This is a genomic window from Pseudomonas sp. PSE14 (assembly GCF_029203285.1).
In the GTDB taxonomy this organism is placed as follows: Bacteria; Pseudomonadota; Gammaproteobacteria; order Pseudomonadales; family Pseudomonadaceae; genus Pseudomonas.
Map to the genome: position 1 here is coordinate 2,050,155 of NZ_CP115669.1, position 14,332 is coordinate 2,064,486.

Here is a 14,332-nt window from a genome sequence, read left to right on the forward strand (position 1 = left end):
GAATGCGCCCGTCGGTCGCTTGACGCATTCGTAAGCCATTGATATTTAGGCTCTATTTTTCATCTCTTGGAGGCATTCGGCCGAATGCCCGCGTGTAGCCTGAGTCAGTGATAAGCGAATTCTCTGACCTAGACTGAGTTGACCGGTCGAGGGAGAACAACATCCTGGGCCTGCGGTAGCCATTCCCATTTAAGTTGTCTCGACGGCACCCCCCTCCCTCTGGATACGTCCGCAACCTCCGCCGGTGCAGCGGACGGATACGCCCCCCAGAGCCACCAACCCCTTGCTGTCCACACCCGAGCGAGCATCGTCAAGGCTTGTCGGCGCTCGCACCTGTCCACCAATCGCGGTGGGCGGGTGGACGAATCGCTGATTCAGAAAGGTTCGCGGGTGGAGGCCATGATTCATCATTCAGGAGGTCAGAAAGAAAATGCCTGACCATAAGAAAACCATACGCGTGATGCTGATCGACTGTCGTCCGCTCGTTCTCATGGGCCTTCATGAGCTGATCGATGCCAGAAGGCCGCAGATGGAGGTCGGCGGCCAGGCCAGCACCTATGCCTACGCACTGGATCTGGCCGACCAGTTGCGTCCCGATGTCGTCTTCTTCAGCTTCTTTCCGGATGCGCTGAGCCCGCTGGAGGTCGTCGCGGAGCTTGCCCGCAGTGCCGAAATGAAACTGCTGGTGCTCAAGGGGCTGTACGAATCGGTCCCCGTCGCCCAGGCGATAGAGGCGGGCGCACGTGGCGTGGTGCTGGCGGAAGACCCGACTGAGTCGATCGTCCAGGCCATCATCAACGTTCACCACCGCGACATCGGGCTGAACAGGGCCTGGGCTGGCGGGCTTTCGAACTATGCCGCTAGCGGGCACGTACACTTGAAATGCAATCCGGAGCAGCCGAAACAGGCACGGCTGACGGTCCGCGAAAGGGAGCTGATTCGCGCCATCGTGGAGGACCCGTCCGCCAAGTACATGAGCATCGCCGAGCACCTGGGCATCAGCGAGCACACCGTGCACAACCACCTCAGCAGCATTTATCAGAAGCTGAACCTGATCAATCGCATGGACTTGCTGATGTATGCGTTGAAGCACGGGCTCACCGATGGCGAGGAGTCACCTGAGTCCACCTGGGTGGAGCTGGATCGCGGTTCACGGCAGGACACCCAGCTCCTTCGGGGGGCCTAGGACGCTTCCCTGTCGCCGGTCAACGTTGTTCCCGTCGCGCGAATCTCGTTCTGCAGTCATGAAAAAAGCGAGGGTGGTTTCCACGCCACCCTCGCTTTTTTTATGTGCGCTCGATGGATCAGGCGCTGCCGTGCACGATGTCGGTATTGAGCAGGTCGACCCCGACCACGGTGATGGTCGTGGTTTGTCCGCCCGTCTCATGAACCGCGACGACACTGTTGGCGCCGGTATTGTCGATCGTGAAGGTGGAGGCCTGGTCGCCATTGAGCACGATCGCGTCCCGGTGGCCGGCGGCTACGTCGAAACCGGTGACCTGGTACGTATTTTCGATGCGTGACAGATCGACGTTGAAGGCATCACGCGCACCGCTGGTGCCCGCCAGCGTGTACTGGAAGGTTGCGCCGGCGCCGTCGTTGGCGAACAGGTTGGCGGCGAACGAACTGCTCGCGGTATCTCCGTCCTTGTCGGTCACTGTGGCGTCGAACGACAGCTTGACGTCGCTGGCCAGGCTTTCGACCTGCTTGATGAACTCGATCGTTGGGATCTTGACTTCGCCCTTGCCCATGGTGAGTTGTACCGCATCGATCAGCTTGGTGCCCACCGTCTGCACGGTGAAGGACGTCTGTCCGCCGGCCTCCGCGTGCAGGTCAGCGGCTTGCACCTTGATCGGTGCACCGGACGTCGTGCCGTCATCGTAGTAGGCGGTGTAGTACAGCTCTTCCGTGGCGGGGTTGTAGCCCTGCACCGAGTTGTCGATGTAGACCTTCACGGCGGTCAGCAAGCTCTCGGGGTTGACGACGAAGCTCTCGTCACCGGCGTTGATGCCGGCTGTGCCGTTGCCCTGCAGGAGGTTGTTGGCGATGCCGATGCCTGAGGTGCTGACGTTCATGGCGCTCGAGCCGATGAATGACGGCAGGGGGTTGGTCTGCAGTTGCGCTTCGGTGGGGTCGGTCGCCCCGAGCCCGATACCGGTCAGGATGCTGTTGGCGCCGGTCTGCGGAGCCAACGGGTTGGCGCCGAAGAAGACGACATGCTCGGTGCCGATGGTCAGCGTGCGCACCGGGTCCGGGCCACCGGCATCCAGCGAGCCGTCAGCACTGCTGAGCACGAGCGTCGAGCTGAAGCCCTGCACCAGGTCCAAGGTGTAGCTGCCGTCGGCAAAGGCGGTCAGCGTGTAGTCGACGGTGGTATTGGCCGTTGATGCGTTGTTGTCGAAGTCACCGGTCAGGGTCCCGGCGAAGTGGAACGCGCCATTGACGTCCGGCGATGGCGACTGCTCGACGAGCGTACCGGTTCCGGTGGTGGTCGTGTTGTCCGGCCTGACGAGGGTGAACCCGGTCAACGAAATGTCCAGGCCGGCCGCGCCCAGTCCATCGGCGCCGTACGCCTTGTCCCAGTACCCGGTCTGCGGAAGGATGCTGCCGGTGCCGATCAGGTTGCCAAAGGCCAGTGTCGGCGTGTCGTCGTCGACGGTGATGACCAGTTTTTCGGCCGCTGCGGTTACCGTGTCGCCATCCTTGTCAGTGGCTTGCAGTAGCGTGCCGAGGTTGATGTTGATGTCGTTCTCGTTGTTGCCGGTCGGGTGATCCAGTGGGCCGAGCAGGGTGAAGGTGTAGGCACCCGCCGCGGTAAGGGCCAACGTGAACACGTCGACTGCGCCGGCCTTGGCGGTCAGGGTGTTGCCCGAGACACTGTAGGTCAACGCAACCCCGCCGGAGCTCAGTGCTTGCAGGGCGCTGGTGTCACTGGATAAGCCATAGGTCAGCGGCACGTCGGCGCCGGACTGGAATATGCCGGTCACGCTGCCGCTGGCCGCGGTGGCCTCGCCAGCCACGTCGCCGATGCCGCCAGGGATGCCGCCCGGCAGGCCGTCTTCGTCGACGGTGCCGGTCACCGGAGATCCGGTGGCAGTCGGTGTGTCGTCGTCAACCGTGATGACCAGTTTCTCCGCCGAGGCCGTCACGGTATCACCGTCGAAGTCGGTGGCTTTGAGCAACGTGCCGAGGTTGATGGTGATGTCGTTTTCGTTGTTACCGGCCGGGTGATCCAGCGGGCCGAGCAGGGTGAAGGTGTAGGCGCCTGTCGTCGCGTTCAGGCTGAAGGTGAACACGGTGGCCGCACCGGCCGAGGCGGTGAGCAGGTTGCCCGAGACGCTGTAGGTCAACGCTACCCCGCCGGAGTTCAGTGCCGGCAAGCCGCTGGTGTCGGTGCCCAGGGAGTAGGTCAAGGGTGCATCTGCGCCGGAGTGGAAGATGCCAGTCACGCTGCCGGTGGCGACGGTGGCCGTGCCGGGGACGTCGCCGACTCCGCCAGCGATGCCATTGGGCAGGCCATCTTCGTCGACGGTGCCGGTTGCCGCACTTCCGTTGGCGGTTGGGGTGTCGTCATCGACGGTGATCACCAGTTTTTCGGCCGCGGCGGTCACCGTGTCGCCATCCTTGTCAGTGGCTTTCAGCAGCGTCCCCAGGTTGATGGCGATGTCGTTCTCGTTATTGCCAGCCGGGTGATCCAGCGAGCCCAGCAGGGTGAAGGTGTAGTCCCCCGCTGCGGTCAGGCTGAAGGTGAACACCGTTGCGCCGCCCACGCCGGCCGTGGCGGTGAGGGTGTTGCCCGAGACGCCATAGACCAGGGCGGTGCCGCCGGAACTCAGTGCCTGCAAGCTGCTGGTGTCGCTGGACATCGAGTAGCTCAGCGGCACATCGGCGCCGGAGTGGAAGATGCCGGTCACGCTGCCGGTGGCTACGGTGGCTTCACCGGCCACGTCACCGACGCCACCGGCGATGCCATTGGGCAGGCCGTCTTCGTCGACGGTACCGGTCGCAGGCGACCCGGTTGCGGTCGGGGTGTCGTCATCGACGGTGATCACCAGTTTCTCGGCTGCGGCGGTGACCGTATCGCCGTCCTTGTCGGTGGCCTGCAACAGCGTGCCGAGGTTGATGGTGAGGTCGTTCTCGTCATTGCCAGCCGGGTGGTCCAGCGGGCCGAGCAGCGTAAAGGTGTAATCACCCGTCGCAGTGAGGCTGAAGGTAAAGACGGTGGCACCGCCCGCACCGGCCGTGGCGGTGAGGGTATTACCCACGACGCTGTAGACTAACGCCGTACCGCCGGAACTCAGTGCCTGGAGGGCACTGGTGTCACTGGACAAGCCATAGCTTAGCGGCACATCGGCGCCGGACTGGAAGATACCGCTCACGCTGCCGGTGGCCACGGTGGCTTCGCCGGCCACGTCGCCGACACCGCCGGCGATGCCATTGGGCAGGCCATCTTCGTCGACGGTACCGGTCGCAGGCGACCCGGTCGCGGTCGGCGTGTCGTCGTCAACCGTGATGACCAGTTTCTCGGCCGCGGCGGTCACCGTATCGCCATCCTTGTCGGTGGCCTGCAACAGCGTGCCGAGGTTGATGGTGAGGTCGTTCTCATCATTGCCCGCCGGATGGTCCAGTGGGCCTAGCAGGGTGAAGGTGTAGTCACCCGTTGCGGTCAGGCTGAAGGTTAAGACGGTGGCGCCACCCACACCGGCCGTGGCGGTAAGGGTGTTGCCCAGGACGCTGTAGACCAGCGCCGTGCCGCCGGAACTCAGTGCCTGCAAGCCGCTGGTGTCAGTGGACAGCGAATAGCTCAACGGCACATCGGCACCGGACTGGAATATGCCGGTCACGCTTCCGCTGGCAACGGTGGCTTCGCCAGCTATGTCGCCGACACCACCGGCGATGCCATTGGGCAGGCCGTCTTCGTCGACGGTACCGGTCGCAGGCGACCCGGTTGCGGTCGGGGTGTCGTCATCGACGGTGATCACCAGTTTCTCGGCTGCGGCGGTGACCGTATCGCCGTCCTTGTCGGTGGCCTGCAACAGCGTGCCGAGGTTGATGGTGAGGTCGTTCTCGTCATTGCCAGCCGGGTGGTCCAGCGGGCCGAGCAGCGTAAAGGTGTAATCACCCGTCGCAGTGAGGCTGAAGGTAAAGACGGTGGCACCGCCCGCACCGGCCGTGGCGGTGAGGGTATTACCCACGACGCTGTAGACTAACGCCGTACCGCCGGAACTCAGTGCCTGGAGGGCACTGGTGTCACTGGACAAGCCATAGCTTAGCGGCACATCGGCGCCGGACTGGAAGATACCGCTCACGCTGCCGGTGGCCACGGTGGCTTCGCCGGCCACGTCGCCGACACCGCCGGCGATGCCATTGGGAAGGCCATCTTCGTCGACGGTACCGGTCGCAGGCGACCCGGTCGCGGTCGGCGTGTCGTCGTCAACCGTGATGACCAGTTTCTCGGCCGCGGCGGTCACCGTATCGCCATCCTTGTCGGTGGCCTGCAACAGCGTGCCGAGGTTGATGGTGAGGTCGTTCTCATCATTGCCCGCCGGATGGTCCAGTGGGCCTAGCAGGGTGAAGGTGTAGTCACCCGTTGCGGTCAGGCTGAAGGTTAAGACGGTGGCGCCACCCACACCGGCCGTGGCGGTAAGGGTGTTGCCCAGGACGCTGTAGACCAGCGCCGTGCCGCCGGAACTCAGTGCCTGCAAGCCGCTGGTGTCAGTGGACAGCGAATAGCTCAACGGCGCATCGGCGCCGGACTGGAAGATGCCGCTCACGCTGCCGGTGGCGACGGTGGCTTCACCGGCCACGTCGCCGACACCGCCGGCGATGCCATTGGGCAGGCCATCTTCGTCGACGGTGCCGGTCGCGGGAGTGCCTGCCGCTGACGGTCCGTCGTCTTCAAAGATCATCTTGGAGCCGATTTCGCCGGTCGCCGTGGCGACCTTGAGCAGCTTGAAGCCACCGATATCGAAGTCGGCGTGATCATTGCCCGTGGCGTTGATGGGCGCCCCGTTCTCGACCAGCACGCGATTGTGATTCGTTGTCGTCGTGTATTCGATGTTGTAGCCGGCCTTGACGCCGGTGATGGTGGCAACCCCGCCCGAGAAGTTGATGGCAATGGTCGGGTCGTTCACCGAACCGTCCGAGTTCTCGATCACCTGACCGGTGCTGATGTTGATGACGCGAACACTGGTGATCGCAACTGCCGTGTCTCCGGCATAGCCGTTGATGAAGTTCACGCCAGTTTCAACCGCAGTGCTGAAGGCGCTGACCTTCACGACGGCACTCTTGCCGCTTTGCAGCTGGACGACGTCGAAACCAGCCGTCTTCGTATTGAAGACGTTGGTAAAGTCGATGTTGGCCTCAACATCCGCTTCGTTCTGATCCAGGTTCGGGATGGTCACATCCTGCCGGGCGCCGGTGACGAAGGTAAAGCGAATGCCTTCCTGCTCGACGATCATCTGGTTGTTGGTGCCAAAGGTGGTCGGGCCGCCACCCTGGCTGGTGTTGATGGTGTCACCGGTGTTGATGTTGGCGCCCGACGACTGGTCCGCGGGGTCCTTGCCGGTGGCGATGATGGTGGGATCGCTGATCCGCAGAACTCCACCGTCGTCAACTACCGTCGGATTCGCCGAGGTGAACATCAGGAAAAGGTTCTGTCCTGAAGGGGCATGGTCCAGGCTGAAGGCCAGGTCCTGGCTGGTTCCGACGAACACTTTGCCGTCCAGGTTGAGGGCATCGTCGGGATCAGTGGCGTCCGGGTGCTTGAGTGGCTGGTATGCCACGGTCCAGATTTTGCCGCCCGTGGGTGGCGATCCGGTTTCCTGGATATAGGCCGCCAGTACTATCGCGCCGTCCGCGCTACCGGCTCGCCCCACGAGGATGTTGTTGTTGTCCGTATCCGTATAGAGAAGGATGTGGGTGCCATCGAGGGTCTGCAGCCCGCTGTCCAGGCCATTGAGCAACGCACCGCCGCTGTCGGTGAAGCGGACATCGGTAATGTTTCCGCCGGGCAAGGGACTGAGGGTGAAAGCATCGCTGCCGGTGTCTCCGATTGCGCCGGTATAACCGCTCAGGGCGGCGCCGATGGCGGTGCCTGCTCCCAGGGCGGTTAGCCGGTCAGAGAAGACCGAGGGCAGGGCTTCCAGCAGGATGTCGTTGTCGTCGGCATCGCTCGGAAGAATTGGCGTGGCCGTGGCATTCTGCAGCCCGGCGGTCTCGTCCTCGGTAACGGTCACGCCGGTGGCCGCTACGACCGGTGAGTCGGTAAAGGAGGCTGTGGCCACCGTGTCACCGGACGCCGCGGTGAGCAGGAACGTCGCGCCGGCCGAGTCGTCGGGATTCACGTACCAGGAGGTGGTGACGCTGCCATTGACCTTGCCGTCGAGGTCACCGGGGCCGCCGTCGGTCACGGACCACGGATCGTGCCCCGCGCCGTCGGGGCTTCCTCCCGTGACGTGCTGTACCTGGAACATCAGCGTGCTGCCGGCGGCGAAGCCGCTGGCCGTGATGGTGGCGGTGCTACCAGGGGCATAGTCTTGCTGGTCGGTGATGACGGTGGGGGACGTGTGTTTCGTGCGGGTGGTCATGGCTCTCTCCCGGGCAGTACCTGTCAGGCAGGCCGGAGCGATGGCCCTTGACTGCCACATACCACCACTATGGAGATGTGCCGGAGATTGGGCAGAGGCTGATACTCCCAGGCGGGATGGGAGATTCGGCCTATTTGCCAGGGGCGAGCGAAGGCACGCTCTTCATGCCTTGCGGCGCTCGAGCGTTGATTGCAAAGCGGCTGGGGCGGTGGAAAGCGAGGGTGGTTTCCACACCACCCTCGCATTCAGTCCGTTGCCCGTTGGTCAGACGGCGCCGTGCACGATATCGGTATTGAGCAGGTCGACGCCGACCACGGTGATGGTCGTGACCTGTCCTCCGCTCTCGTTGATCGTCACGACACTGTCGTTGGTACTGTTGTTGATCGAGAACGTGGAGGCCGGGTCGCCATTGAGCACGATGGCGTCGTGGTGGCCGGCGGTCACATCGAAGCCGGTGACCTGGTACTTGTTCTCGGGCCGTGACAGGTCGACGTTGAAGGCATCGCGCGCACCGGTCACGCCAACCAGCTGGTAGTCGAAGGTCGAGCCGGCAGCCTTGTTGGCGAACAGGTTGGCGGTAAATGCGCTGGTCGCCGTGTCACCATCCTTGTCGGTCACCGTGGCGTTGAACGACAGCTGGACGTCGCTGGCCAGGTTTTCGGTCTGCTTGATGAACTCGATTACCGGGATCTTGACCGTGCCCTTGCCCATCGTGAGCTGGACCGCGTCAATCAGATGCGTGCCGTCCCAGCTGACCGTGAAGGACTTCTGCCCCCCGGCTTCCGTGTGCAGGTCAGAGGCCAGCACTTTGGTGGGCGCTCCCGAGGTCGTGCCATTGTCGTAGTAGATCGTGAAGTACAGCTCTTCCGAGGCGGGGTCGTAGCCGCCCACCGAGTTGTCGATGTAGACCTTCATGCCCGTCAACAAGGTCTTGGGATTGATGACGAAGCTCTCGTCACCGGTATTGATTCCCGCTGTGGTATTGCCATCCAGATTGTTGTTGTTGATGCCGATGCCCGAGGTGCTGACGTTCAAGGCACCCGTACCGATGTACGACGGCAGAGGATTGGTCTGCAGTTGCGCTTCGGTGGGGTCAGGCGCCCCGATCCCTACGCCGCTCAGAATGGAGGCCGGGTCTGGATCCGGATTCGGCGGGTTACCGATCTGCGGAGCTGTCGGAACTGCGTTGAAGAAGACGATCTGCTCGGTGCCGATCGTCAGAGTGCGTACCGGGTCCGGGCCGCCGGCATCCAGCGAGCCGTTGGCACTGCTGAGGACAAGCGTCGAGCTGAAGCCCTGCACCAGATCCAGCGTGTAGCTGCCGTCGGCAAAGGCGGTCAGTGTGTAGTCGACACTGGTATTGGCTGTTGATGCGTTGTTGTCAAAGTCACCGGTCAGGGTCCCGGCGAAGTGGAACGCGCCATTGGCATCCGGTGACGGCGACTGCTCGTTGAGGGTACCGATTCCGGAGACGATCGTGCCGCCCGCGTCCGGCCTGACCAGATTGAACGACGTTAACGAAATATCCAGGCCGGCCGTTCCCATTCCGTCGGTTCCGAACGAGTGGTCCCAGTACCCGGTCTGCGGAAGGATGCTACCGGTGCCGACCAGGTTGCCGAACGCCAGGCTCGGGCCGTCGTCCTCGAACTTGAAGGCGCTACCGATATCCCGGCTTGCCGAGGCGGTGTCGCCGTCGCCATCGGTGATGGTGGCGGTCAGCGTCACCAGGTTGGCTGCCGCCAGGGTAGCCGCGGAGGCGCCGCTCTCAACCGGGTCGGTCGGGTCGTTGTGTATCACCGAGTGGCTCTGGACCAGGGTCACGGCGCCGGTATTGGCGGCAACCGAGATCGTCAGCGCGATGGCCCCGGCTGCATCAGCAAGACCGCCGGCAGTGCCAACCCGGCCCAGGACCGAGCCGCCTTGCAGGAACAGGAAGATCTTGTTGCCTGTCAGCGAATCCACCAGGCCACTGTCCACGCCGCCGGGGGCGCTCACGCCCAGTGCGTAGGTGATTGCATCGGCATCCTGGACGTTGTCGTCGTTGGCATCCTTGAAGCCGTCCTTGCCGAAATTCGAATCGAACAGGCTGGCAAAGCTGGTCGGGCCGGCGGTGTCCGGAATATCGGTATCGTCGGTGACCATCGGAGGTACTGCAGTCTGGTTCCCGCTGATCGACGGGCCGTCGTCCTCGAACTTGAAGGCGGCGCCGATATTGCGGGTTGCCGAGGCGGTGTCACCGTCGCCATCGGTGATGGTGGCGGTCAGGGTGACCAGGTTGGCCGCAGCCAGCCCGGCTGCCGAGGCACCGCTCTCAACCGGATCGGTTGGATCGTTGTGTACCACCGAGTGGCTCTGGACCAGGGTCACGGCGCCGGTATTGGCGACGACCGAGATCGTCAGCGCGATGGCTCCAGCCGCATCGGCCAGGCCGCCGGCAGTGCCGACCCGGCCCACGACCGAGCCGCTTTCCAGGAACAGGAAGATCTTGTCGCCCGACAGGGTGTCCACCAGGCCACTGTCCACGCCGCCGGTGGCGCTGACGCCGAGTGCGTAGGTGATTGCATCGCCATCCTGGACGTCATTGTCGTTGGCATCCTTGAAGCCGTCCTTGCCGAAGTTCGAGTCGAACAGGCCGGCAAAGCTGGTGGGGCCGGCGGTATCCGGGATGTCGGTATCGTCGGTGACCATCGGGGGTACTGCCGTCTGGTTGCCACTGATCGTCGGACCGTCGTCTTCGAACTTGAAGGCGTTGCCGATATTGCGGGTTGCCGAGGCAGTGTCGCCGTCGCCGTCGGTGATGGTGGCCGTCAGGGTGACCAGGTTGGCCGCTGCCAGACCTGCCGCAGAGGCGCCGCTCTCAACCGGATCGGTCGAATCGTTGTGTACCACCGAATGGCTCTGGACCAGGGTCACGGCGCCGGTATTGGCGGCGACCGAGATCGTCAGCGCGATGGCCCCAGCCGCATCGGCCAGGCCGCCGGCAGTTCCGACCCGGCCGACGACCGAGCCGCTTTCCAGGAACAGGTAGATCTTGTCGCCCGAGAGGGTGTCCACCAGGCCGCTGTCCACACCGCCGGAGGCGCTGACGCCGAGCGCGTAGGTGATTGCGTTGGCGTCCTGGACGTTGTTGTCGTCGGTGTCCTTGAAGCCATCCTTGCCGAAGTTCGAGTCGAACAAGCCGGCAAAGCTGGTCGGGCCGGCGGTGTCCGGAATATCGGTATCGTCGGTGACCATCGGGGGTACTGCCGTCTGGTTGCCACTGATCGTCGGACCGTCGTCCTCGAACTTGAAGGCGTTGCCGATGTTGCGGGTTGCCGAGGCGGTGTCGCCATCGCCGTCGGTGACGGTGGCGGTCAGGGTCACCAGGTTGGCTGCCGCCAGGGTAGCCGCGGACGCGCCGCTCTCAACCGGATCGGTCGAATCGTTGTGTACCACCGAGTGGCTCTGGACCAGGGTCACGGCGCCGGTACTGGCGTTGACCGAGATCGTGAGTGCTGTGGCTCCGAGCGGATCGGCCAGGCCGCCGGCGGTGCCAACCCGGCCGACGACCGAGCCGCTTTCCAGGAACAGGTAGATCTTGTCGCCCGACAGGGTGTCCACCAGCCCGCTGTCCACCCCGCCGGAGGCGCTCACACCGAGCGTATAGACGACCGCGTCCGCATCCTGGACGTTATCGTCGTTGCTGTCCTTGAATCCGTCGTTGCCGAAGACCGGTGCGTTGAACAGGCCGGCAAAGCTGGTTGGGCCTGCGGTGTCCGGGATGTCGGTGTCATCGGTGGTCAGCGTGGGTGCCGCCGTCTGGTTCCCGCTGATCGACGGGCCGTCGTCTTCGAACTTGAAGGCGTTGCCGATGTTACGGGTTGCCGAGGCAGTGTCGCCGTCGCCGTCGGTGATGGTGGCGGTCAGGGTGACCAGGTTGGCCGCTGCCAGACCTGCCGCAGAGGCGCCACTCTCAACCGGATCGGTCGAATCGTTGTGTACCACCGAATGGCTCTGGACCAGGGTCACGGCGCCGGTATTGGCGGCGACCGAGATCGTCAGCGCGATGGCCCCGGCCGGATCGGCCAGGCCGCCGGCAGTGCCGACCCGCCCCACGACCGAGCCGCTTTCCAGGAACAGGTAGATCTTGTCGCCCGAGAGGGTGTCGACCAGGCCGCTGTCCACGCCGCCGGTGGCGCTGACGCCGAGTGCGTAGGTGATCGCGTCGCCATCCTGGACGTCATTGTCGTTGGCATCCTTGAAGCCGTCCTTGCCGAAGTTCGAGTCGAACAGGCCGGCAAAGCTGGTGGGGCCGGCGGTATCCGGGATGTCGGTATCGTCGGTGACCATCGGGGGTACTGCCGTCTGGTTGCCACTGATCGTCGGGCCGTCGTCTTCGAACTTGAAGGCGTTGCCGATATTGCGGGTTGCCGAGGCGGTGTCGCCGTCGCCGTCGGTGGCGGTGGCGGTCAGGGTGACCAGGTTAGCCGCGGCGAGACCTGCCGCGGAGGCGCCGCTTTCAACCGGATCGGACGAGTCGTTGTGCACCACTGAGTGGCTCTGGACCAAGGTCACGGCGCCGGTACTGGCGTTGACCGAGATCGTGAGTGCTGTGGCTCCGAGCGGGTCGGCCAGGCCGCCGGCGGTTCCGACCCGGCCGACGACCGAGCCGCTTTCCAGGAACAGGTAGATCTTGTCGCCCGAGAGGGTGTCGACCAGGCCGCTGTCCACACCACCCGAGGCGCTCACGCCGAGCGTGTAGGTGATCGCGTCGGCGTCCTGCACATGGTTGTGATCGGAATCCTTGAAGCCATCCTGGCCGAAGGCCGCGGTGAACAGGTTGGCAAAGCTGGTGGGGCCGGCGGTGTCCGGGATGTCGGTATCGTCGGTGGTCAGCGTGGGCACCGTGGCCTGGCTGGCACTGATCGACGGTCCGTCATCCTCGAAGATCATCTTGGAGCCGATTTCAGCGGTCGCAGTGGAGACCTGGAGCAGCTTGAAGCCGCCGATATCGAAGTCGGCGTGGTTGTTACCCTTGGCGTCGACGGCTGCGCCGTTCTGGACCAGGACGCGGTTGTGGTCATCCGTGGTGGTGTATTCGATCTTGTAGCCGGCCTTGATGCCGGTGAGCGTTGCAACGCCGTCAGTAATGGTGATGAAAATGGTCGAATCATTCTCCGGACCACTGTAGTTCTCGATCAGCTGTCCGGTGCTGTTGAAGACTTTAACGTTTGTAATGTCGACCGTGTCGTCGCTGGCATAACCGTTGATGAAGTCATTGCCGGTTTCCTTGGCGGTACTGAAGGCGCTGATCGTTACGACGGCGCTCTTGCCGCTTTGCAATTGCACGACATCGAAACTGGCCGACCTCGCATTGAACATGTCGGTAAAGTCGATATTGGATTCCAGGTCCGCTTCGTTCTGATCCAGGTTGGGGATGGTCACGTCCTGCCGGGCACCGGTGACGAACGTAAACCGGATGCCTTCCTGCTCCACGATCATCTGGTTGTTGGTACCGAAGGTGGTCGGTCCACCCGCCTGGCTGGTATTGATCGTGTCGCCCGTCGTGATGTTGGCGCCGCTCGACTGGTCCGCAGGGTCCTTGCCGGTGGCGATGATGGTGGGCCCCGAAATACGTACGACGTTTTGGTCATCGGTGAACGTTTGCTGGGACGCTGTGGTGAACATCAGGAACAGGTTCTGCCCGGAGGGGGCATTGGCCAGGCTGAAGGTCACGTCCTGGCTGGTTCCGATGAATACTATGTCGCTCAGATCAAGCGCATCGTCGGGGTCTGTGGCGTCCGGATGCTGGAGCGGCTGGTACTCAACGATCCAGATCTTGCCGCCCGAGGGTTGCTCCGGTGTGGGTGGGACTTGTTCGATGTAGGCCGCGAATACGATTGCACCGTTTTCGTCCGCGCCGTTTGCGTCCCCTACTCGGCCCAGGAGGACGTTGTTGTCGGTCGAATCCGTATACAGATAGATGTGGGCGCCGTCGAGGGTCAGCAGTCCGCTGTCCACGCCATCGAGCGCCGCGCCGGTGCTGTCGGTGAAGCTGACATCCTGGATGGTTCCTCCGTCGGCAGCGTTGATGGTGAACGCATTGCTGCCGGTATTGCCCACCTCACCCGTATAGCCACTCAAGGCTTCGCCCGTGACGGTACTGGCCCCTAGCGCGATCAAGCGGGTGGAGAAGGCCGTGGGCAAGGTCAGCAGAGTGTCATTGTCATTATCATCTTCCGCAGGAGATGGTGTGGCGGTGTGGTTCTGCAGCCCGGCGGTTTCGTCCACGGTAACGGTCACACCGGTCGACTCGATGAGCGGACTGTCGGTGAAGGAGGCTGTTGCCATGATGTCACCGGACGCCGCGGTGAGCAGGAAAGTCGCGCCGGCCGAGTCGTCGGGGTTCACGTACCAGGACGTGGTGACGCTGCCGTTGACCTCGCCGTCGAGATCGCCGGGGCCGCCATCGGTCACGGACCACGGATCGTGTCCCGCGCCAGAGGTTATTTCGATCACGTCGTCGGGCGTGCCCCAGATGCCATCCGGGCCGGCGTCCGTGACGTGCTGCACCTGGAACGTCACGGTGCTGCCGGCTGCGAAGCCGCTGGCCGTTATGGTGGCCGTGCTACCGGGTGCGTAGTCCTGCTGATCAGTGCTGACAGATGCGTCGCTCATGGGCGATGCATTTTTCTTATGGGTAGTCATGACGTTCTCCCGCGCAGTTTCCATCGTTGGGGCGGGCCGTTGGCCCTGTACGGCTA

General features: G+C 63.6%; 3 protein-coding genes. 1 reads left to right on the plus strand and 2 read right to left on the minus strand.

All coding sequences use genetic code 11. From position 1 onward, the window contains the following. Positions 1-430 precede the first annotated feature (430 nt). On the plus strand, positions 431-1,186 hold the full coding sequence (locus O6P39_RS09670; RefSeq protein ID WP_275611121.1) for a response regulator transcription factor: 756 nt from the start codon (positions 431-433) through the stop codon (positions 1,184-1,186). A gap of 118 nt (positions 1,187-1,304) precedes the next feature. On the opposite strand, the gene O6P39_RS09675 is transcribed toward O6P39_RS09670, so the two are convergent. Then, positions 1,305-7,589: a DUF5801 repeats-in-toxin domain-containing protein gene (locus tag O6P39_RS09675; protein ID WP_275611122.1), complete on the minus strand. Its 6,285-nt coding sequence runs from the start codon at positions 7,587-7,589 to the stop codon at positions 1,305-1,307. 264 nt (positions 7,590-7,853) lie between these two features. Then, the gene (locus O6P39_RS09680) at positions 7,854-14,276 is read right to left on the minus strand and encodes a DUF5801 repeats-in-toxin domain-containing protein (RefSeq protein ID WP_275611123.1); all 6,423 of its coding nucleotides are present in this window, start codon (positions 14,274-14,276) and stop codon (positions 7,854-7,856) included. Positions 14,277-14,332: the final 56 nt, after the last annotated feature.